Origin of the sequence: Virgibacillus sp. 7505 (assembly GCF_002272135.1) — a bacterium.
Classification (GTDB): Bacteria; Bacillota; Bacilli; order Bacillales; family Amphibacillaceae; genus Terribacillus.
In genome coordinates this window covers 17,256-39,245 of the sequence record NZ_NPBF01000007.1, presented here as the reverse complement: position 1 = coordinate 39,245, position 21,990 = coordinate 17,256, and the positions used below count along the sequence as shown (strand labels likewise).

Sequence of the window (21,990 nt, the reverse complement as noted above, 5' to 3'; positions counted from 1 at the left end):
GAAAAAATGGCTGAACAATTGAAGTTATCCAAAAAAGATCGCGTTGCTATTTGGTGGCGTTCCACTTTCATTCAAGGCTCCTGGAACTACGAGCGTATGCAAAACGGCGGCTGGGCATTTTCCATGATTCCCGCAATCAAAAGATTATATAAAACGAAAGAAGACCGTGCTGCAGCATTGCAGCGTCACTTGGAATTTTTCAATACGCATCCATACGTTGCTTCACCGATCATCGGAGTAACGTTAGCGCTTGAAGAAGAACGTGCTAATGGTGCCCCAGTTGACGATAAGGCTATCCAAGGTGTTAAAGTCGGAATGATGGGACCATTGGCAGGTATCGGGGATCCAACCTTCTGGTTCACGGTGAAACCGATTCTTGGTGCATTGGCTGCTTCTCTTGCTTTGACTGGTAACATTCTCGGCCCAATTCTTTACTTTGTTTTATGGAACCTCATTCGTATGGGATTCACTTGGTATACACAGGAACTTGGCTACAAAGCTGGTTCCAAAATCACCGAAGACTTATCTGGCGGCTTGCTGCAGGATATAACCAAGGGCGCCTCGATACTCGGGATGTTCATATTAGGGTCACTTGTAAACAGGTGGGTATCCGTTGCATTCGCGCCAACTGTATCTGAAGTTCAGCTCGACGAAGGTGCTTATATCGATTGGGATGAATTACCGGAAGGCTCGGAAGGCATCAGGACGGCTCTGGAACAGCAGGCTGCCGGCCGATCGTTAAGTGAGACCAGTGTAACGACCTTACAAGATAACTTGGACAGCTTGATCCCAGGTTTGGCAGGTCTATTGATCACACTGCTTTGCATGTGGCTGCTTAGAAAGAAAGTTTCTCCGATTGTCATGATCCTTGGATTGTTCGCAATCGGTATTGGCTTCCATGCTATCGGCTTGATGTAAGAAGTAATTCTATATGAAATAGAGAAGTACCTCCTGGTATGATGAACTTATCCATCCCAGGGGGTGCTTTTTCATACGACAACGTGGAAGTAGCTGAAGAAAGTCCGTCGCTTAGAATTGATCACGTACATAACATTACATTTTAGGAGGCTGCTAATGCTTACTATCGGTTATATCGGAAACGGAAAAAGCACAAACAGATATCATCTGCCATTCGTACAGCAAAGAGAGAACATCAAGGTCAAAACAATATATAGAAGAAATCCAGATCATGATAATTGGGATAAGATTGCAGGAGTAACCTACACTTCTGATTTGGATGAGCTATTGCATGACAAGGACATCCAGCTTATTGTTATTTGTACAAAACATGACAGCCACTTTGAGTACGCCAAGCAAGTACTGGAACATAATAAACACTGCTTGGTCGAAAAGCCATTTATGGAAACCTCCGAACAGGCGAAAGAAATATTTGCACTGGCAAAACAAAAAGGATTACTTGTACAGGCATATCAAAACAGACGTTTTGACAGTGACTTCTTAACCGTTCAAAAGGTAATTGAGGAAGGGAAATTGGGGGACTTGCTGGAAGTGGAAATGCATTATGACTACTATCGTCCCGAAGTACCCCAGTCTGCTCATTCCTTTGATCCAGCTGAATCCTATTTATATGGACATGGCTGCCACACATTAGATCAGGTTATCAGCTATTTCGGCAAGCCAGATCATGTCCATTATGACGTAAGACAATTATTGGGACAGGGCAGAATGAACGATTACTTTGATTTGGATTTATATTACGGCACACTAAAGGTATCGGTAAAATCCAGTTACTTCAGACTGAAAGAAAGACCAAGCTTTGTTGTTTATGGCAAAAAGGGAAGCTTTGTAAAAAAAACAAAAGACCGTCAGGAAGAACATTTGAAGCAATTTTATATGCCTGAAAACAAGGACTTTGGAGTCGATACATTAGACCATTATGGTGTACTGACTTACATTGATGAAGACGGTACAATCCATGAAGAAAAAGTGAAATCTGTAGATGGGGATTATGGCAGGGTCTATGACGACTTATATGAAGCTGTCATAAATGGTAAAGATAAGACCATTACGGATGAACAGACTGTGCTGCAGATGGAAATGCTGGAGACTGGGGTTAAGAACTTAAAGTAAAATATACGCTTCGAATTCAAAAGTGCCCGATACCCACGTAAATGAGTGGGTATCGGGCACTTTGATTTTAAAAATTCTTTTTTTGTTTCAGCGATTTACGATTGATTTAGTATCCAAAGAAAGGAATCATTTTACTTGCCGCTTTTTCCTTTGGCTTTATCTACTACATATCCGTCCATCAATTCTGCCTTAAGCTTTCCTTTATTCACACTGAACTTATATCCGCCAGCTTGCAGTTCGAATACTGCTACCTTAATGCCGGAGCGTTCCTCATTTCCTTTGTACGTAACACCCGGAATATTCTTCGCAACTGAGACATCGTCAACTGGCAAATAAAGTGTCGCGGAAGTATTTGCTGGAACAACCGCTTCATATGACTTCAATTTTCCATCGTCAGATTTCCAATTGGAAACTACTTTTCCATAATAGGAGTCGAAATCTGATTTTACGCTATCAATACGTTTTTGGTCATTATACTTTTCACCTGTATCCATGGTCGGCTGCAAGATAATGTGTTTGAAGCCTGGATTTTGCTCATCCTTTTGTATACCTGCCATATATTCCACCATCCACTCGACTACGGAGCCATAGGCGTAATGGTTGAAGGAGTTCATACCAGCATCATCAAAGCCGTACTCGCTTGTATATGCATTCCAACGTTCCCAAGTGGTAGTTCCACCAAGCTTGACATGATTCAGCCAGGAAGGCATATTATCTTGCAGTAAAATATCGTAGGCTTTAGGAGAAAGTTGATTTTCTGTAAGCACCGGTAATAACTCATTTACACCCAGGAACCCTGTAGAGAGTGTGTTTTCACCGGCATTGTATCTTTCAGAGCGGTTTTCATTAGCGATATTTTTCAAGAGATTTTCGATGAACTTCTGTTTTTGCTCTTCGGAGTCATACATTCCCATTTTAAGTGCCCAAATGATACTTGTCTGGGAATTGTCTTTGAATAGTTCAATCAAGAAACCACGGTTGAAGTTGTCAGCACTGACAGAAAGGAGATTATCGTTTTCATCCACGTATTTCTCCGTTGCCAAATCAATGACGCGCTGTGATTCTTCCGTGTACATTTCAGCATCATTGGTTTTACCAAGCAGTGTAGCAATCTCCGCCATTCTCTGAGCATCCAGTGCTTGGTACATGGCACTCATGAACTGTGGAGCAGTCCCTTCCATGGCTACCCAATCCCCATAAGTAGCTTTCATGCCGTCAGTCATGACATTTCCCATGTACTTCTGCATTATCTCGTAGGTTTCTTCTAAAACAGTAATGTCGCCAGTGTGCATATAAATGTCCCATGGCAGCGTAATGATAACATCCGACCAGCCAGCGTTTGTAGCGGTAGCTTTGTTAATGGTCGGCAGATAATCTGCAATATAACCATCATTGTTCTTAGCATAATCCTTGAGTATATCCAAGTAATTGTTCAAGAAAGCAACGGAGTCAAAATTGTAAAGAGCAGTATCACCAAATACTTGTATGTCACCTGTCCAGCCTAAACGCTCTGACCGTCCAGGCGTATCGGTAGGTATCGATAAGAAGTTGCTTTTTTGTCCCCAAAGAGCATTCTGGAACAATTTATTAACATTTTCATTATTCGTTTTAATCGATAAAGTATGATTGGTCGATGACGTGATTGGCTGTCCATACACATCTTGTATAACGATGTCATCAGTTGCTGTGATTTCGAGATACTGGAAGCCGTGGAACGTGAAACTTGGAAGGTAATTCTGTACTCGCTTGTCATTCAAGGTATAGTGGTCTGTATACCAGTTTTGATCTTTTTCCCTGCCGCGAGTAAGACCTGCCCAATAAAGTGTTCCTTTTGGCCCGTCACTCCCAAAACTGCTCTTTTCGTGATCTCTTCCATCATTAAGCATCTCAGCTCCGCGCATACTGACCGTCGTGCCTTCAGCCCCGGAGACGGAGATACCTGGAACACCAGCTATATTTTGACCGAGATTCACTATGAGCGTTTTTCCTTTCGCGAGTTTGATATCTTTTGTCGGATCAACTGTTTTGCGTTTTACTTCACCTAGTTTCAATTCTTCGTTGGAATAATCAATATCATTCGGATCAAAAATAAATGTGTCTTTATTTGGTGCAGGTTGTATCTTGTTTTCTTTCAGCATATAAGCAGCACCTTCACTGCTAGCCACAAGATCTCCATCGTAATCAAACTCGCTTACTTTACTCCAGTCAGAATCATCAAATCCAGTATTATCCCAACCAGCTACATTTTCCTCCATACGGGCATCATAGTTTTCTCCGATAAAGAAATCATTAAGCTTAATCGGGCCTTCTGTGGATACTTTCCATTCATCTGGATTGGAAGTGATGACTTCTTGCTTCCCGTTCTTATAGGTAATAACAAGTTTTGAGAGAAGTGCTAATTCTTTCTCTAAATCGTCACCAATTTCATTGTAAATATTACCGCCGCCATTACTGCCCGCCTGCCCGCCATACCAGCCAGTACCAACCTTAACCCCTAAAGCCACGCTGTTTCCTTTCATATAGTCGGTAACATCATAAGACTGATAATTAACGTAACTGTGATAGTCAGTCCAACCCGGGTTAAATGTATCGTTCAGTTTTGTACCATCTTCGTTCGTAACCATTACTTCTTTCCCGTTAATATAAGCTTCATAAGCACCTAATGAAGTGATATATAAACGGGCCGAATCAATCTTTCCTTTTCCTTTTAAATCCTTCTCTGTTCGGAACATAGGCATGGAGGTTAATTCATCCTCGTACTGTACAGGTTTGCCTTGGTAATTCTTTTGGTAAGCCGTTGCACCGCTCAGTACTAGGGCGCCTTTATCATCTGGTGCACCTCCATTGAACTCTGTTATCGGCTCTTCCTTCTTATCCAAAGTCACAGCTACATCCTTAAAGCTCGCCTTTTGTGCTGGAGTATTTCTGGATGCAGGGCTCGCTGTCAGGGCAATATATGGTCCTTCGATAGCGTAGGTTTTAGGAATTGTATTTACCAAATCTCCATTGATGTAGGTTTTGATGGCTTTTGAGTTTGCTGAGACCTCCAAATCAAAGGACTCTTTTAATGAAATCCTGTCCTTCAGATCTACAGTCCCAATCTGTTTGGTTACCCCGTCTTTAGTTACGCTCTGTATAAGATTGGTACCATTAAAGCTCCATACAAGTCCGTTTGTCTTATTTTTCATGCCCCAATTCAGCGTGAAGCCACCTTCTTCTATGGTTGCATTAAGAGAAGCGCCTACATTTTCATTGAAGTAGTCCTCAGCCTCCTGCTTATGATAAATCCAGTCTGCATTTCCAAAATCAGTCCCTGTCTCAAAATAGGCAGAATCCGATTTTACTTCTTTTCCATTTGATAGCGTTACTTCAACAGACCAGGTATAGCGCGATTCCAAATCAAGCTCCCGACCGTTATAGGAAATACCAACCGATTTCGAATCTTTCACAACACCGCTATCCCAAACTCTTTCACCTTTTTCGTCCTTGACGGTTATCTGGTAAGCTTTCTGATTCAGTCCTATAACATTAGAAGAGAGCAACCAGCTGAACCGTATGCCATCTGATTCCACTCCTATAGGATTGTCTTGGTAATTAACCTTTAAATTATTAATTTCAGTTTCTTTCTTAATTTTTTTGGCACTAGTAATATTAGCAGGAGTGACAGATATTAATAAGAAAGTAAAAATGATCAAAAGATATATGGCAATGTGTGGTGATCTTTTAGCTTTCACTATAAAACCTCCTCTTTTTTAGAAATGCTAATTCATAAAAGGGTGTAACTGTCCTGCATGTTTGCACCAAAATCATTGTTTCCTATAGGTTATGAATCGCTTCCCCTCCTATCTATGAATGCGCTTTCATTTAGGGTAGCAAGATTACCGAGTTATTTGAAGGTGATGATTTTCATCTTAGGGAGATGATTTTCGGATATTCATGCAGGACGTTATTTTCCTACACCAATTCTTCAAGAATTATTTCCTCATAACAGCAGATAATAATTACACATATCACGACTTTGAGGAGAAAATCATGGAGAAAAAAGGTAAAGGTTTGTCTGCTACACAGTTAACGATGATGGCGTTGGGGAGCGTAATAGGGGGTTCCTTTTTCCTTGGTTCGTCGGTAGCCATCCGAGCAGCGGGACCTTCCATTATAATTGCTTATATTTTGGCGGGTGTGCTGGTTTACTTTATCTTGTATGCTCTGTCTGAGATGACGGTGGCCAATCCTTCTATGGGGTCATTCAGCACCTTTGCGGCCCAGAACCTGGGGCAAGGGGCAGGGTTTGTAGTTGGCTGGCTTTATTGGACGGGCACCATATTGTCTATGTCCAGTGAAGCTACTGCCATTAGTATTTTGTTCCGGCAGTGGTTCCCGAATATCTCGATTGCGTTGCTCGGGGGATCCGTTATTATTGGCGTGACGCTTATTAATTTATTGGGTGCTGATAAGCTTGGAAAACTGGAGAGTGCGCTTTCTGGTGTGAAAATATTTGCCATCATCTTCTTTATCGTTACAGCTGTCGTGTTGATCTTTGGATGGCTTCCGGGATCAGGACCAGTTGGGGCGGGGGCGCTGGCGGATGAACCACTGATGGCAGGCGGACTTCGAGGACTTGCCGGAAGTATGCTGCTGATCGTTTTTGCTTATGCAGGTTTTGAAATTATCGGGCTTGCTGCCTCAGAAGCAGAGAATCCACGTGAAACAATTCCCAAAGCGATCCGTTATACAGTTTTTTCGCTGGTTGGTCTTTATGTCCTCTATGCTGCTGTATTGCTGCCGCTTATTCCAACTGCATCACTGAATGAAAACACCAGTCCAATGGTCGCTTCCCTTAATCGCTGGGGCATAGGCTGGGCAGGGACTGCAATAAACATTGTTCTTATTTCAGCCATTTTATCAGCGATGCTGGCTGCCATCTTTGGTCTAGGCAGAATGATTCGATCCCTGACCGATGAGAGACATGCGCCGAGCTGGCTGAGAGACAAGGGAGATGTTCCTTATCGCGGGATTCTGTTTTCCGGACTCGCCATGCTGCTGGGACTGGGATTCGGCCTTCTATTTCCAAGGGCATATTTGGTGTTGATCAGCACCGGGGGATTTGCATTGATCTTCACTTACGCCGTCATTATGGCGAGCCATATCCGCCACCGCAAAAAGCATGGCTGTCCGCCTAATGGCATTTGCCAAATGCCGGGATTTCCCTATAATTCCTGGATTGCTTTAATAAGTATGATTATCGTTTTACTTTGCATGCCTTTTGTTCCAGGGCAGGAAACCGGCTTGATTTCAGGAATTGTCATGGTTGTATTCTATACACTCATCTACTTGGCTGTAAAATCCCGCAATCGAAGGAAAGCAGCATTTGGTCCGCCTCTTCAAAACCTGGTAACGGAATTTTCCGAAGAACTTACAGAGGATGGAGAAGGAAAAGAGAAGCGTTGAAATAAACGATAAGAAGAAGCCGCATCCTCAATAGATGCGGCTTTTTGAATACAGAACCTTGAAATTACCGATACAAAAATACATTAAGTTTCTCTTTATCGATTGTAGCAAGCAGTACATGTTTAACTTCTGTCTGATACGTAGTGCTTAAGTGGGACACGACCCAGTTCTCATCCTTAGAGGTTTCTTTCAGCTCTTCATAAATGATTCTTCCATCCTTTATGATTGTTCTAGGCATGTTAAAAGACTGCATGTTAATCTGCATCGTTTCCGGAGTAAGAGGTTCATATTTAGGGTCCAGAAAGAACGATATTTTCCCTTCGGCTTCCCAAAGCGCTAAAGCCACTTTCTTTACGTCCACTACTTTTCCTTTTCGTAATTCTTCCAGCAGAACGTCAATCGATATTCTGGCATGGCGTAAGCCTTTGTAGAGAATTTCTCCATCCCGGACAATTGGAATAGGCTTGTGATTGATCAATTTCCGAAACCAAGGCCATCTTAAAATAAGAAAAATCCCTGCCAGGTATAAGAGCACCAATACGATAGTAGTAACGATGGATCCTTTGAGACCAAGTTCTTCATCGGATAAAGGGTGGGCAATAATATTTCCAACAACTAATGCAATTACAAAATCAAGGAGCCTCAGCTGCGATATGGAACGCTGACCAAGCACTTTAGCCACAATTAATAAAAAGATAAACGAAACGACTGCTCGAAGCACCCATTCAAAAGTTGTAAGTGTTTGCTGGCTTTGAAAAAAATCCAAATAAGGCACATCCTTTTTCAAAATGGATTATCTTGATAATGAGTCTATTATTTCCCGCTCCATCGTTAGGTATCCTTGTAGTTGAATAAAAAGCGTTGGAACTGCACTGCTGTATTTATTAATCTGAACCAGGTGTTGTGCATGTGTTATTTGTTCAGATGCTCTGGATTTTTAATTATCATCACCGAAATGTTGACGCTTACATTTTGGTGATGTATACTGAAGTCAGTTAAATAAAACCATTAGACATGTGACTGGTAATGCAGGCAGGATCTAATTCGGCAAGATTTCTTCATTTGCCGTATTAGGTCCTTTTTTGTTTTCTTTCTACCCGTCGCATCGAGAAAGAGAGGGTTAGGGATGGATTACAAACAAGTCGCAACAGACGTTTTGCAGCATATTGGGGGCAAGGGGAATATCGCGCATCTTGGGCATTGCTCGACGCGTCTGCGTTTCTCGCTCGTCGATAACAAAAAAGTAGACATCAAGGCGCTGGAAAGTACGCCAGGTGTCATCGCTGTTCGCATGACAGCGCAATGCCAGGTTGTTATCGGGAATGATGTGGTTGAAGTATACAATGAGCTCCAGAAGCTTGTTGGGGATGTTGGCGGGGAGGAAGCTGCTGATCAGCCAAAAGAGAAGAAAAAGATCGGCGCAACCATTCTTGATTTTATTGTCGGTGTGTTCCAGCCGTTAGTACCAGCTATCGCAGGCGGCGGTATCCTGAAGTCACTTTTACTCTTGCTTGCTTTGATGGGAGTCCTAGAAACCGAAAGCCAGACGTATCAGATATTGAACATGGTCGGGGATGCACCCTTGTACTTCCTGCCATTGCTAGTAGCAGTAACAACGGCAAATAAACTGAAGGTTAATCCGTTAGTTGCGTTATCAGCAGTCGGCGCCCTGATTTTGCCGAACATGACAACGATGCTCACAGAAGGTGCACAGCTGTTTTCATTCAATCTGCAAAATATCGCTTATGCATATCAAGTATTCCCGGCAATTCTTACTGTCCTGTTCTATGCACAGATGGAGAAGCTGTTCACACGCTTCTCACCAAAACCGATTCGGATTTTCTTCGTACCGATGATGTCACTAGTAATTACAGTGCCGATTGCGCTGCTCTTGCTCGGACCTGCTGGTTACACATTTGGTCAAGGCTTCGCTGCCGTCATCCTTTGGGTGTATGAATATGTTGGCTGGCTTGCAGTTGCATTGCTAGCCTGTGTGCTTCCATTCATGGTTGCAATGGGAATGCACAAAGCGTTGCTGCCTTACGCCCTGACTACATTGAGTGGCACTGGCCGTGAAGCACTTTACATGCCAGCTTCTCTTGCGCATAACATCGCGGAAAGCGGTGCCTGCTTTGCCATCGCATTGCGTACCAAAGATAAACGGCTTCGTACAACGGCTGTATCTGCTGGTATCTCGGCATTCTTCGGAATAACAGAGCCTGCACTATACGGTGTTACATTGCAAAACAAAAAGGTACTCGCGAGTGTTATGATAGGAGCATTCGTAGGCGGTACATTTGTCGGTATCGTTGGATTGCAGGCATTCGTTATCGTTGGTCCAGGACTTGCCAGCATGAGTATGTTCCTATCTGAAGATCTGCCGCGTAACATCCTGTATGCTGCAATCGGATTCGTATTATCTTTCGCGGTTGCGTTCATCGCTGCCTTCATCCTCGGCAAAGACAAAGAACAAGTCCAGCCAGAAGAAGAGAAATTTGCTGAGAAAATCGGTCGAGGGGAAACTTTCACCAGCCCAGTAGCCGGCAAAATGATACCGCTGTCACAAGTGCAGGATGAAGTATTTTCTTCCAAAGCAATGGGTGATGGAATCGCAGTTGTCCCTTCTAAAGGTGAACTATATGCTCCGGTGGACGGCGAGATTTCAATGATATTCGAAACAAGTCATGCTCTTGGCATGAAAACAGAGACTGGTGCAGAAATATTGTTCCACGTGGGACTGAACACGGTACAGCTTGGCGGCGAGCACTTCACACCGCAGGTCAAGGTGGGAGATCAGGTAAAAGCAGGCGATGTGCTGCTCACGTTTGATCTCGAGAAAATCAAAGCTGCCGGCTTTGATCCAGTCACACTCGCAATCATCACCAATACCGACAAATATGATGTTCAAATAACCAAACAAGAAAACGTTACCCGTCAGGATAAGCTGATGGTCATTACCCAACTAGGAGGCTGAAACAGATGACATTTTCTAAAGATTTCTTATGGGGCGGCGCTATTGCCGCCAATCAGGCAGAGGGTGCTTGGAATGTAGACGGCAGAGGCATGAGCGTAGCGGACGTAGCGAGCTACCGTTCCGACCTGAGTCTTGATGATTACGAGGGCCACGTAGCGATCAGCTCAGATGTTGTTCAAAAAGCAATGGATGATCCTACTGATAAATATTATCCGAAGCGCCGCGGTATCGATTTCTATCATCACTACAAAGAAGATTTGGCACTATTCGCTGAAATGGGCTTTAAAGCATTGCGTGTCTCCATTGCCTGGAGCCGTATCTTCCCAACAGGAGAAGAGCAGGAGCCAAACGAAAAAGGTCTGGAATTCTATGACAACCTGTTTAAAGAAATGAAAAAGTACAATATCGAGCCGATAGTAACACTATCCCACTATGAAATGCCGTTGGCACTCAGTGTGAAGTATAACGGCTGGGTCGAGCGCAAAGTGATTGATGACTTTGTCCGCTTCTCCAATGTGTGCTTCAACCGTTATAAAGATTACGTGAAGTACTGGCTTACTTTCAACGAAATCGACAGTATCAACCGCCATCCGTTCACAACTGCAGGTATTATTCCAGACCGCTGCCCGGAGGGTAAGGAAGAAGAACAGGTATATCAGGCGCTGCATCACCAGTTCGTCGCATCTGCTCTAGTGACAAAAGACTGCCACGAGATCATCCCTGGCAGTCAGGTCGGCTGTATGCTGACAAAGCTTACGACATATCCCAACACTTGTAAGCCAGAAGATGTGGAAATCACGCTTAAGAAGAACCTGCAGAACTACTTCTATGCTGATGTACAGGTATTCGGAGAGTATCCGCGCCTGACATTGAAGAAGCTGGAGCGTAAAGGTATCCACATTCAAATGGAAGAAGGCGACTTGGAGATTTTGAAAGAAAACACAGTCGACTATTTATCCTTCAGCTACTATATGTCCTTAACAGAATCGGTAGAAGATGGTCTGGAGAAGACAGCTGGCAACACTGTAAGAGGAGTGAAGAACCCATATCTTCCGGCTACTGACTGGGGCTGGCAAATTGATCCGATCGGGTTGAAAATCAGCTTGCTGGAACTTTATGATCGTTATAGATTACCACTGATAATCGTTGAAAACGGCATGGGTGCCAAGGATGAAGTCGAAAGCGATGGCAGTATCCATGATGATTACCGTGTCAACTACTTCCGTGAGCATTTCCGCCAAATGAAGGAAGCAGTCGAAGAAGGTGTTGAGCTGTTTGGCTATACGAGCTGGGGGCCGATTGATATCATCAGTGCCGGCACATCCCAAATGTCGAAGCGCTATGGCTTCATCTACGTAGATCAAGATGACGAAGGCAACGGTACACTAGCACGTAAGCGCAAAGACTCCTTCTATTGGTACAAAAAAGTGATTGAAAGCAATGGGGAAGACCTCGACTGATAGATACACCGCAGAGGATAGGTGAGGCCGATGATTAAGATCAAAAAAGTGCTCAATTCCAGCGTCGTGCTGGTGGAGGGCGAAGAAAGACAAGAATATATCCTATTCGGCAAAGGAATCGGCTATGGGCAAAAAGCCGGCAGCATCATCAAAGAGGATCAAGCTGACCAGACTTTTATGCCGATAGAAAACGTCAAAGCCAAAGAGTTCCTGCGCCTGCTGGACTCCATCCCGCAAGCATTTATCGACCTGACACAGCAAATTGTTCAGCATGCCGAGCAGCAGCTCGGCACAAAGCTGAACACAGGTATCTATTTCACGCTAATGGACCATTTGCATTTCGCGGTCGAACGCTATAAAAAGAATATCAATATCACAAATAGGGTGTTCTGGGAAATCAAGAATTTCTACCAGGAAGAATTTGAGGTTGGCACGTATGCCTTGAAGCTGATTAACAAGCAGTTTCAGATCGAGCTGCCGAAAGAGGAAGCAGCCAATATCGCCTTCCACTTGATCAATGCCCAAGGCGAAAAGCAGGAATCGAACGACGGGATGAAATATGCAAAAATGATCGGCGGCATCGTCAACCTTGTCCGCTACGCCCTGCAAATCAAAATGGACACCGACAACATCCATTACGGCCGCTTCATCACGCACGTGAAATTCTTCGTCGAGCGCTTCTACGCTGACAGCATGCTCGACGACCCAGAAAATCTATTGTTCGAACAAATCGCCAACCTGTACCCGCAAGCCATGGACATCGCCTTCAAGATCGAGAACTACATCTCACAAGTCCACGGTACAATGCTGCCGAAGGAAGAGCTTGCCTATCTGGCAGTGCATATTCATCGGTTGGCGTCTTATCAGCAGTTGAAATGAAGAGAGCCCCTTCTGTGATAGCAGAGGGGGCAGTTTTAGATTGGAGTTCCCCAAACAGCTTTATTATTCAGTGTGTGCGATAGCAGAAATTTCGATCAACTGCTCTGGAAATGCCAGATAGGTGACGCCGATGAGGCTGCCTGCTGGACGATGAGTATCTAGATATTCCTTGAAAAGCTTGATAACGGATTCGCTATGCTCTTTGGGATTTGTCAAATAGACTTCCACATAAGCAAGGTTGGACTTTGTGACATCAATTTCCTTCAGTACACGATCCAGGTTTTCGAGCGTTTGTCGTGTCTGTGCTTCGATATTATCCTCGCAAATGAATATGCCTTCCTCGTTATGTGAAAATTGGCCTGAGATGTAAATCGTACCGTTCACGCTGTATCCTTGACTGATACCGTGATCCCAAAGGTCATGGTTATACGTTTTGATATCCTTCATGTTTTTCTCTCCTTTTATTTGAATTAAGGTAAGTATAAAATGAATATATAAAGGGAAATAGTACGCACTTTTTTGATAGATACTACCGGAGAGGATAGTGTTCATATGGGGATGGCTGATTATAAAGAGAAGGGGAATGTCCGGGAGACGCCATTTGGTTATACGCTTTCCGTTGTTGGAGGTAAGTGGAAAATGCTAATCCTTTACCTATTGGCAGAAAATCAACCAGTTCGTTTTAATGAAATGAAAAGAAAGCTAGAGCCAATCACTTATAAGATGTTAAGTTCCCAGCTTAAAGAATTGGAAGCAGATGGGATGGTCAGACGTAAAGAATATCCTCAAATCCCACCTAAAGTGGAATACAGTCTCACCCCTAAAGCAGAAACGCTATTACCTGTTTTGGAGCAATTATGTGAATGGGGAGAAAAAAACCGTCATAATTAACTCCTTTCTGCAAAGTTGTACGAATGACATAGGTGGTTTTTCAAAAGATTGAGTGGATATGATATTCAAATTTAAACAAAAAGTAGCAGCTAATCACTTAGTATTTAAATTGAATACTGAAGAGAGCCCCCTTCTGTTAGAGCAGAGGGGCTGTTTACTGTTGGTAGGCTGCAATTTACGTAGAGTCTTACTCTCTATATAGACCAAAGATTGATAGCTTGGTGGCGAAGTGGAGGTTTATCTATATTTTCTAAGTGGTAAGTTTAATAGGCAGCTTTTAATATATGTTAGATTTATATTATTCATTTGTTTGGTGCAGGACCACTCTCAACTTATGAAATACTCTTAAACTACAGGTGGGATAAAGTGAAAAAACTAATTATGGCAGGCGCTAGCCTTGCAGTCATTCCGGCTTTATTGTTGGCGGGCTGTTCGCAGGATGTAACTTCACAAGACCAAGAGCTGAAGTCAAAAGAAAGATCAGAGATGAGCTCGGATGAGCAGGCAGCAACTTCTTCAGAACCTGCGTCTCAGCCAAGCTATCAAGCTATGGAACCTTCTGAGGAAGCCCAACCGCTGCAAAGTCATTACACGGAAACGCAGCTGGCGGAAATGCCAAAAACAGAAGCGCATGGAGATGACACGGAGAGAAGTGTTCCTTTAGGTCAGACCTTGGAAAAGGGAACGGAAGATGAAACAGAAGGACCGCTCCAGAAAAATAGAATCGTTTCCTATTATGGTCATCCTAGTTCTACTAGCATGGGGATTCTGGGGGAGTATAGCCCTGAAGAATTAATGGATAAATTGAAAGAACAAACCAAGGCTTATTCCGAACTGGACCCGGAGAGACCGGCTATCCCAGCTATTGAATTGATCGCAACAGTTGCCCAGCGAAATCCTGGGGAGGATGGGCTTTATATGCACCCGACATCTGACGAGGATATCGAAACATATGCGAAGTTAGCCGAAGAGAATAATGCGCTGCTGATCCTCGATGTTCAATTGGGTCAAGACAATATCATGAATCAAGTAAAATCATTGGAGAAATATTTGAAATTGCCTTATGTGCATTTAGCCATTGATACGGAATTTCATGTGAAAGAAGGACAAATTCCCGGTGAAGATTTGGGACATGTCGATGGCGGGAATGTACAGGAAGCGATTGATTATGTATCAAATCTAGCATCTGAGAATGGTCTTCCAGACAAGGTAGTCGTCGTCCACCAATTTGCAGACATTATCATCAACAATAAGGAAGCCATCCATCCAAAAGAAAACGTGGAAGTAGTCCTGAATAACGACGGCCACGGTATTGCAGCTCTCAAACGATCAGGTTATCATCAGCTTGTACATAATCAGCCTATCCAATATGGAGGATTCAAGGTATTTTACCAGAAAGACGAACCTGTCATGACACCGGAAGAGGTTCTGGAACTGGATCCTGCACCAGCGTTTGTTAATTACCAATAGGAATGAAAGCAAGCCATATTATAAGTAAGGTGGATATACATATGCTTAAAGAAGTCTGTGTAGAGAATTTTACGAATGTCCCCGAAGTTATCGCTAAAGGTGCTGACAGGATTGAACTTTGCGACAATCTTGCAGTTGGGGGGACAACTGTAAGTCACGGTGTAGCGGCAGTAACTATCAATTATTGCCATGGTAAAGACATGAAGGTTATGAGCATGATTAGACCAAGAGGCGGAAATTTTGTTTTTAGTAAAGAGGAAGTGGACATGATGAAGCGAGATCTTGTCCATTTAATGGAATTAGGAACAGATGGCGTGGTACTGGGTTGCTTAACTGATACTGGCTGGATTGATGAAGACGCTATGATTCCTTTATTGGATGTAGCAAAAGGACTGGAGATAACCTTTCACATGGCGTTTGACCATATAAGCCCTGAAAATCAGCTTAAAGCGATTGATTGGCTGGTGGAACACGGGGTGCATCGAATCCTAACCCATGGAGGCCCGTTAGATACGAGAGTCGAAGATAATTTAGTCAGATTAAAAGAATATATAGACTATGCAAATGGCAGAATCATTATCCTTCCTGGTGGAGGCATTTCTACTGAAAATCTTGATTTGATCACATCCGCTTTACATATTAGAGAGGTTCATGGGACAAAGATAGTTGGTTGAAATGGTAATGCTTCATATACCTATTAATCAAACTATGTTTATCTAAGTTGCTTGCAAAATGAGGCTTGCCTTTAGCTAAAAGGAAAAGCCTCATTTTTTAGTAAAATATAAAAAACTTGCTTCTGCTTGTACAAAAAAAAGCCCCATAAGAGAGGCTATACTGCTCATTTATCTAGTATGTTGAAAGAAAATACTGCGCTGCCAAAATCACCTTTTTTATCTGCGAAGCCATCTTGATTAGAATAACCGATCAAACCACTGATAATGATAGTTCCAATTAGTACTGCGGAAAACACTACTTTTTTCATGGGATCGCCTCCTTAGATTAAAGCCAAGAGATAATATTTGGTCGCAAGTTCGTATTGCTTATTATCAGTATAATACTGTGCAAGTTCCTTTGAAAAGAGCCTAACATTGAATTTATCGTTAACTTTACGAAAGTACTCTATACCCTCCTGCCAAACACTTTCAAAGTTGTGCCGGTCCTCATACTTTTTATGAAGCATGGCAAATTCCCATTTCATCTTCGTATCGTCCCTGTCGAGGCTCTTTTGAAAGCCTTCTGTGTAAGCTTTCAGGGCCTTCGTAGTTTGATTAGTCTTCCAATAGGAGTCTGCCAGCAGATACAAAATGTTTAATTCAATACGCTCTTGTTTTCCCGCTAAAGCATCCTCCAGGTAGCGAATAGCTGTGGCCGGCAATTCACGTGTGACGTACAAGAGTCCTAGATTCAAGTTAGTAGAAGCTAATAAACTTTGATTTTCAATTCTTTTACATGTGGATAATGCTCTGTGAAGGTGCTCTTCTGCCATCTCATAATCTGACATATCCAGATAGTTCATGCCTTGGACTAACTCCGTTCGAGCAAGCAGGAAATTGAGTGGTTCAAGTGATTTGAACCTTTCCGCAGCTCTTGCCGCATGTACAGCAGATAAGGTTGTGATATCGAGGTAATAATAGACCATTGCCTTAATAAGGTGAAATTCGCCTATCTCCGCAGGATCCATTAAGAGGCTAATATACTTTTCAGCTTTTTCCAAACTTGCAAGTGCATCCTGATACTGCTTTTCAAAATAGTAGATATTACTTTCAGTAAGGAAGTGTTGGTATTTGTGTAACTCTGTGAAATTCTCCTCATATTCTCGGGCTTTGGCCAACGAATGCTTACTTTCCTGTAAATTTCCAAGAATAGTGTGGTAACGGCTTTCAATCAACAAATAAGTGACAAGTGTTTCTGTATCATATTCGACAGTGTGTTTACTCAACGATTCATAGATGCTGCGTGCAGCTTCTTTTTTGTCGAGTCTGATACTCAATGACCAATTATCCAGATGACCTGCGATATCAAGGCTTTCCATAACAAAGCTCCCTTGTAATTGAGTATATACATATATTCTACCATTATTTGTCGATTTTTATATTGGGAATGATTTCCTTTGCAAATATGCTATATTGTAAGTTTTCATCATGAGATTTCTCTTCCTAGGAAAGTAATACAAATACTTGTGCCGTCGTACCCAAGGCTGAAGTAAGAGCTAGGCTGGAAACATAGTGTTACATCGTTTCATGGTATTAATACAGCATAAAAGGGGAAAGTCCAACTATGGACTTTCCCCTCTTAAGTAGATTCTAGATTTCCCCGGCAATGACCCGGACAGCCTCTTCCAAATCCTTTACTGACCAGGAAGGAAGCTTAGGATTATTTAATGCCAATTCATGGTGTGCTGGTATGTGCACGAATCCTGAAATCATATCCAGCTTATTTGTTTCGATATGATGTCTGACTGTGTACATCGTTTGGTTGCATAAATAAGTACCGGCGCTGTTCGAAATCTTTGCTGGCAGATTATGTTCCTGCAGTTTCGCCACCATATCTTTAATAGGCAAGGTCGAGAAGTAGGCATCAGGTGCATCCTCAAATATCTTTTGCCCGTCATACTGATTTCCAGCATTGTCTGCTTCTCCATCCATGCAGTTTATCGCGATTCTTTCCGGGGTGATTCTATTTCTGCCAGCCGCCAGTCCTAAAGAAATGACAGCAGAAGGCTGGTATTCGTCGATATGTTCTATGATAACGCTGGACGTTTTCTTGAAATCCACAGGGAGTACCTTGCCGATTATTTTGTTCCCATTTATTGTTTCTCCGTCCAAGCTGCGGACAATCACTTCTGTAGGATTGGATGTCATTCCTAAAAAAGCTTCAAATCCTGTGAGTAAGATGTTCAAATATAATTCTCCTTTTTATTTCAAATACTGATCGAACCAGTTCGTTATTTCAGTAAGACGAATAATACGCAAACCAGGGTCTCCGCTTCGGGACAGCTCATGATTTGATTCTGGGAAACGTACAAAACGTGTAGGTTTCTTTTGCTGTTTCAATGCGATATACAATTGTTCGGCTTGTTCAATCGGGCAGCGATAATCGTTTTCGCTATGCAAAATAAGCAGTGGTGTTTCCACATCTTTTACATAACGGAGCGGAGAAATTCTCCACAGCTCTTCGGGATCTTCCATAACTGTCGTTTTGTGCTCCCATTCGGTAAAGAAGTAGCCGATATCACTCACACCATAGAAGCTGAGCCAATTACTGATCGAGCGCTGTGTAACTGCCGCTTTGAACTTGTTCGTATGGCCGACGATCCAATTCGTCATGAAGCCGCCATAGCTTCCGCCAGTAACACCTAAGCGGGAAGAATCAATCCAGCCATAATTCTCCAAAGCATAATCTACAGCGACCATCACGTCATCATAGTCAATACCGCCATAGTCACCGCGCACTGCATCGACAAACTGCTGCCCATAGCCATGACTTCCTCTGGGATTCATGAACAGGACACCATAGCCTTTACCAGCAAGCACCTGAAACTCGTGCATGAAAGCATGACTGTACATCGCATGCGGACCGCCATGAATTTCTAGGACAAGTGGATACGTTTCGCCATCCTTGAAGCCTGTTGGTTTCATAATCCAGCCTTGCAGCTCGGTTCCATCAGTCGCTTTGAAGCGGAAGTCCTCAGGAATTGATATTTCTTTCGTTTCAAGAAACTGCTCATTGATTGCTGTTAAACGCTGCTCTTCACTTCCAGAAAAGGTTGATTCAAAAAGATCGCCAGGAATACCAGTATGACTTACCGCATATACAAGCCGGTCTTGTTCCATATCTGTACTAAATGCATAAACCTGACGTTTCCCGCCAACAACGGTGGTGATTTGTTTATCTAATGTTACTTTGTATAGGTTAGTTGAGCCTAGTTCACTTGCTAAGAAGTATAGGGCATCGTTTGTCTTGCTCCAGATGGCGCCAGCACTTGCAGCTCCTGTGCCCATATCATTGATGGCGACATCATTGCACTCTACATCCCATTCACTCGTTAAACAGGAGAGTTCCTTTGTTGCAAGATCCAGGGTCCAGACTCTAGTGAGCGTTGCTCCTGTGTATTCCATATCATCACCTAATAAAGAGAGCTTTGTTCCATCAGGTGAGTAGTTTGGCGTGTAGAATCGTTTGTCGCTGTGCGTAAGTTTCTCTGTATCATTTGTAGTTAAATCCAACTGATAGATATCTGAGTAAAATGTCTGCTCAGGATCCTCTGAACGGTTGGCGATATAAACAAGGCGCATTCCATCAGGTGAGAATGCAGGTGAATGATGATCATATTGCCCGTCTGTTAATAAGGATTTTGTACCAGTTTCCAAGTTTACTAATACGAGATGCTCGAAGGTTTCGTCTGAAAAACCCTTCGCATCGGATTTGTACTGCAAGTTCGTTGTGATATATGGCTTTAGTTTTTCCTCTTTCTTTTCCTGTGCTGTTTCCTTTTCCTTCAGACTGTCTGATGCGGACAGCGATACGGAAACGATAAGCTTCTTCCCGTCTGGTGACAAAACGGGCTGAGATGCACCTCGTTTAAAAGTGGTAACCTGACTTGCTTCACCACCGTTAAAAGCAATGTTCCATATTTGCTGCTTCTTGGAGCGATTAGACACAAAGAATATGTATCGTCCATCAGGTGACCATCTCGGCTGCACATCTGAGAAATCACCTTGGGTAAATTGTGTGATTTCCTTTGAGTCCACGTGCATCAGGAATAGATTTGATTGGTATTTTTCTTTCTCATTGATTACTCGCTTCACGAAAACAACCCAATTGCCATCTGGTGATAGCTGAGGATCCGATAAGAATGAGAATTCGAATAAATCTTGTGCTGAAAGACCGTTTGCTGTCATAGTTTGCTGCCTCCTGTCATGGGACATCTATTTATTTGTCATGATATGGGACAAGTTTCTCCATATAAGCCTGGTCTATTAAGAAACCTGCCGTGCATTCTTATACTAATTCGCCGTTTATATAGGTTTGTACTGCTTTATTTCTCAAATCAAATGGGTTGCCGGTCCAGAGGACAAAGTCAGCATCCTTGCCAGCTTCAACAGAACCGACTCTATCATCTACGCCTAGATGCTTCGCCGCATTTAGTGTAATGGCTTTAAGAGCCTCTTCTTCCGACAAGCCATATTTAACAGCTAAAATCGCACTTGTCATTAAATGCTCAATCGCAATGACAGGATGATCGGTAGTGATAGAGAATGGGACAGACTCTTCTGCCAGGGCCAGCAGTGTGTTCCAGCCTTTATCGGCAAGCTCTATTTTGGAGCGTGGTGTCATTGTCGGCCCTACGGATACACGAATATCATGTTTAGCGATGAACGGTGCTATTTGATGTCCTTCGGTACAATGCTCAATCGTCAAATCAATATCAAATTCTTTTTTCAAGCGTAAAACAGTGACGATATCATCCGCACGGTGGGCATGAACGCGGAGGGGTATTTCTTTATTTAATACTTTGACGATATGCTCTAATCCTAAGTTTCTGGATGCCTTGCCAGCTTTGCGGTCTTCCAGATAGGTTTGCGCCTCAATAAATTTCTCACGAAGTATGGCAGCGATACCCATTCTAGTCGTCGGCATTCTTCCTTTATCACCGTGGAATCGTTTCGGGTTTTCTCCTGTGGCAGCCTTCAGACCGGAAGGATTGCGGATGACCATGTCATCCACGATCGTCCCTGTTGTTTTTAACACACACATTTCCCCGCCAATGACATTGGCACTTCCAGGCATAACCTGGACAGTCGTAACACCAGAACGTCTGGCATCCTCAAATCCTCGATCTTGCGGGTTTATCCCATCGATTGCGCGCACCTGTGGCGTGGCTGCTGCGCTTGTTTCATTAAAATCGTGACCTTCTTTTCCTATGCCTTCTTCATGCACACCCAAATGGGTGTGTACATCAATTAATCCAGGGGTGAAGTATGTGCCGCTAGCATCAATGATTTCATAGCCATCAGGAATACTGGATGCGTCGATAGAAGTGAACTTTCCGTCCTTGATTAAAATAGTTGTATCACTAAATGTGTTTCCTGTTCCGTCTACGCCAGATACATTTGTTATGGCCTTCATACAATAACCTCCATAAATATCTAAATTATCATTGATTTCTGAAAATTTATCCAATATAATACCCTCTATACCTAATTCCTAATTACGATAGTAAATCAATATTTGAATATTGTAAATGTTCTTCAATGTAAGGTTATGTATCAAAAAGGGGAGTATAATAGTAGAAAAGTCCGAAAGTAGGAAGATTAGTGGAGTATCAAATCGATGAGCTGGACCGCGGTATTATCCGAATGTTATCCAAGGATGGCCGCTTGGCATTTTCAGAAATAGCAAGTGAATTGAAAGTGACGGAGAAAACAATCAGACTTCGCTATAAAAACTTAGTACAGCACAACATCATTGAAGTAGTAGGCGTAGTGAATCCAATCGCCCTTGGTTTGAAGGCTGGAGCGATTATTCAAATAAAAACAAAGCAAGGAACGATTACGAAGGTAAGGGAAGCACTCAGCAGGATAAAAGAAGTTCGCTATATCACGATGACTAGCGGAAACTATCAGCTGCTGATTCAAATCAATGTCCGGAGCCAGGAGGATATAAAGGACTGTATGCTCAAGCTCGACGGCATCGACGGCATCACAGAGATCAATACGATCATTCAATTAGAAAACTACAAGAATACATTCGAATATCTCTAGGAAGGAGCTGCTC

Annotated in this window: 18 protein-coding genes; 10 read left to right on the top strand and 8 right to left on the bottom strand. The window is 42.9% G+C overall.

What is annotated here, in order from left to right; translation table 11 throughout:
- The first annotated feature begins 6 nt into the window (after positions 1-6).
- A complete protein-coding gene (locus tag CHH91_RS02615; RefSeq protein WP_095221706.1) occupies positions 7-918 on the top strand; it encodes a PTS system mannose/fructose/sorbose family transporter subunit IID in 912 nt (303 codons plus the stop codon).
- Between the two features lie 156 nt (positions 919-1,074).
- Positions 1,075-2,091 carry an oxidoreductase gene (locus tag CHH91_RS02610; protein ID WP_095221702.1) on the top strand — a complete coding sequence of 339 codons (1,017 nt, stop codon included), beginning with the start codon at positions 1,075-1,077 and terminating at the stop codon, positions 2,089-2,091.
- A gap of 131 nt (positions 2,092-2,222) precedes the next feature.
- Here the strand turns inward: CHH91_RS02610 and CHH91_RS02605 are convergent, their stop codons facing one another.
- Positions 2,223-5,825, bottom strand: coding sequence for an alpha-L-rhamnosidase (locus tag CHH91_RS02605; RefSeq protein ID WP_095221700.1), 3,603 nt, complete (start codon positions 5,823-5,825; stop codon positions 2,223-2,225).
- Positions 5,826-6,123: 298 nt separating this feature from the next.
- Here CHH91_RS02605 and CHH91_RS02600 point away from each other — a divergent pair, with 298 nt between their 5' ends.
- A complete protein-coding gene (locus CHH91_RS02600) occupies positions 6,124-7,539 on the top strand; it encodes an amino acid permease (RefSeq protein WP_095221698.1) in 1,416 nt (471 codons plus the stop codon).
- 64 nt (positions 7,540-7,603) lie between these two features.
- On the opposite strand, the gene CHH91_RS02595 is transcribed toward CHH91_RS02600, so the two are convergent.
- Positions 7,604-8,305 carry a DUF421 domain-containing protein gene (locus CHH91_RS02595; protein ID WP_095221696.1) on the bottom strand — a complete coding sequence of 234 codons (702 nt, stop codon included), beginning with the start codon at positions 8,303-8,305 and terminating at the stop codon, positions 7,604-7,606.
- A gap of 360 nt (positions 8,306-8,665) precedes the next feature.
- On the opposite strand from CHH91_RS02595, the gene CHH91_RS02590 reads away from it, so the two are divergent.
- The 3 genes from CHH91_RS02590 to CHH91_RS02580 are packed head-to-tail and all read left to right on the top strand — an operon-like array spanning position 8,666 to position 12,852.
- Positions 8,666-10,513: a beta-glucoside-specific PTS transporter subunit IIABC gene (locus CHH91_RS02590; RefSeq protein WP_095221694.1), complete on the top strand. Its 1,848-nt coding sequence runs from the start codon at positions 8,666-8,668 to the stop codon at positions 10,511-10,513.
- Positions 10,514-10,518: 5 nt separating this feature from the next.
- Entirely contained in the window at positions 10,519-11,973 is a 1,455-nt protein-coding gene (locus CHH91_RS02585; protein ID WP_095221692.1) for a glycoside hydrolase family 1 protein, read from the top strand.
- Positions 11,974-12,003: 30 nt separating this feature from the next.
- Positions 12,004-12,852, top strand: coding sequence for a BglG family transcription antiterminator (locus CHH91_RS02580; RefSeq protein ID WP_095221690.1), 849 nt, complete (start codon positions 12,004-12,006; stop codon positions 12,850-12,852).
- A 63-nt stretch (positions 12,853-12,915) separates the two neighbouring features.
- On the opposite strand, the gene CHH91_RS02575 is transcribed toward CHH91_RS02580, so the two are convergent.
- The gene (locus CHH91_RS02575; RefSeq protein WP_095221688.1) at positions 12,916-13,299 is read right to left on the bottom strand and encodes a RidA family protein; all 384 of its coding nucleotides are present in this window, start codon (positions 13,297-13,299) and stop codon (positions 12,916-12,918) included.
- 105 nt (positions 13,300-13,404) lie between these two features.
- On the opposite strand from CHH91_RS02575, the gene CHH91_RS02570 reads away from it, so the two are divergent.
- From CHH91_RS02570 to CHH91_RS02560, 3 genes are all read left to right on the top strand, one after another.
- Positions 13,405-13,743: a winged helix-turn-helix transcriptional regulator gene (locus CHH91_RS02570; protein ID WP_095221686.1), complete on the top strand. Its 339-nt coding sequence runs from the start codon at positions 13,405-13,407 to the stop codon at positions 13,741-13,743.
- Between the two features lie 366 nt (positions 13,744-14,109).
- Complete coding sequence (locus CHH91_RS02565; protein ID WP_353615307.1) at positions 14,110-15,213, top strand: hypothetical protein; 1,104 nt, start codon at positions 14,110-14,112, stop codon at positions 15,211-15,213.
- A gap of 41 nt (positions 15,214-15,254) precedes the next feature.
- On the top strand, positions 15,255-15,887 hold the full coding sequence (locus CHH91_RS02560) for a copper homeostasis protein CutC (protein ID WP_095221683.1): 633 nt from the start codon (positions 15,255-15,257) through the stop codon (positions 15,885-15,887).
- A gap of 164 nt (positions 15,888-16,051) precedes the next feature.
- On the opposite strand, the gene CHH91_RS20430 is transcribed toward CHH91_RS02560, so the two are convergent.
- The 5 genes from CHH91_RS20430 to CHH91_RS02540 form a co-directional block, all read right to left on the bottom strand.
- Positions 16,052-16,195, bottom strand: a complete 144-nt coding sequence (locus CHH91_RS20430; protein WP_176465642.1) for a hypothetical protein — start codon at positions 16,193-16,195, stop codon at positions 16,052-16,054.
- A gap of 12 nt (positions 16,196-16,207) precedes the next feature.
- Positions 16,208-17,245: a tetratricopeptide repeat protein gene (locus tag CHH91_RS02555; protein ID WP_095221681.1), complete on the bottom strand. Its 1,038-nt coding sequence runs from the start codon at positions 17,243-17,245 to the stop codon at positions 16,208-16,210.
- Positions 17,246-17,516: 271 nt separating this feature from the next.
- Positions 17,517-18,113: a pyroglutamyl-peptidase I gene (locus tag CHH91_RS02550; RefSeq protein ID WP_286160673.1), complete on the bottom strand. Its 597-nt coding sequence runs from the start codon at positions 18,111-18,113 to the stop codon at positions 17,517-17,519.
- 15 nt (positions 18,114-18,128) lie between these two features.
- The gene (locus CHH91_RS02545) at positions 18,129-20,114 is read right to left on the bottom strand and encodes a S9 family peptidase (protein ID WP_095221679.1); all 1,986 of its coding nucleotides are present in this window, start codon (positions 20,112-20,114) and stop codon (positions 18,129-18,131) included.
- Between the two features lie 100 nt (positions 20,115-20,214).
- Positions 20,215-21,342 (bottom strand): amidohydrolase, encoded by a 1,128-nt coding sequence (locus CHH91_RS02540; RefSeq protein ID WP_095221677.1) that lies wholly within the window; start codon positions 21,340-21,342, stop codon positions 20,215-20,217.
- A 188-nt stretch (positions 21,343-21,530) separates the two neighbouring features.
- Between CHH91_RS02540 and CHH91_RS02535 the strand changes: the two genes are divergently transcribed.
- Positions 21,531-21,977 carry an Lrp/AsnC family transcriptional regulator gene (locus CHH91_RS02535; protein ID WP_095221675.1) on the top strand — a complete coding sequence of 149 codons (447 nt, stop codon included), beginning with the start codon at positions 21,531-21,533 and terminating at the stop codon, positions 21,975-21,977.
- Positions 21,978-21,990 lie beyond the last annotated feature (13 nt).

Bases quoted from the DNA above. Each gene is read 5' to 3' on its own strand.
- CHH91_RS02590 (WP_095221694.1), top strand. From the start codon at position 8,666: ATGGATTACAAACAAGTCGCAACAGACGTTTTGCAGCATATTGGGGGC.
- CHH91_RS02540 (WP_095221677.1), bottom strand. From the start codon at position 21,342: ATGAAGGCCATAACAAATGTATCTGGCGTAGACGGAACAGGAAACACA.
- CHH91_RS02585 (WP_095221692.1), top strand. From the start codon at position 10,519: ATGACATTTTCTAAAGATTTCTTATGGGGCGGCGCTATTGCCGCCAAT.
- CHH91_RS02600 (WP_095221698.1), top strand. From the start codon at position 6,124: ATGGAGAAAAAAGGTAAAGGTTTGTCTGCTACACAGTTAACGATGATG.
- CHH91_RS02545 (WP_095221679.1), bottom strand. From the start codon at position 20,114: ATGACAGCAAACGGTCTTTCAGCACAAGATTTATTCGAATTCTCATTC.
- CHH91_RS02615 (WP_095221706.1), top strand. From the start codon at position 7: ATGGCTGAACAATTGAAGTTATCCAAAAAAGATCGCGTTGCTATTTGG.
- CHH91_RS02580 (WP_095221690.1), top strand. From the start codon at position 12,004: ATGATTAAGATCAAAAAAGTGCTCAATTCCAGCGTCGTGCTGGTGGAG.
- CHH91_RS02570 (WP_095221686.1), top strand. From the start codon at position 13,405: ATGGGGATGGCTGATTATAAAGAGAAGGGGAATGTCCGGGAGACGCCA.
- CHH91_RS20430 (WP_176465642.1), bottom strand. From the start codon at position 16,195: ATGAAAAAAGTAGTGTTTTCCGCAGTACTAATTGGAACTATCATTATC.
- CHH91_RS02560 (WP_095221683.1), top strand. From the start codon at position 15,255: ATGCTTAAAGAAGTCTGTGTAGAGAATTTTACGAATGTCCCCGAAGTT.
- CHH91_RS02575 (WP_095221688.1), bottom strand. From the start codon at position 13,299: ATGAAGGATATCAAAACGTATAACCATGACCTTTGGGATCACGGTATC.
- CHH91_RS02555 (WP_095221681.1), bottom strand. From the start codon at position 17,245: ATGGAAAGCCTTGATATCGCAGGTCATCTGGATAATTGGTCATTGAGT.
- CHH91_RS02610 (WP_095221702.1), top strand. From the start codon at position 1,075: ATGCTTACTATCGGTTATATCGGAAACGGAAAAAGCACAAACAGATAT.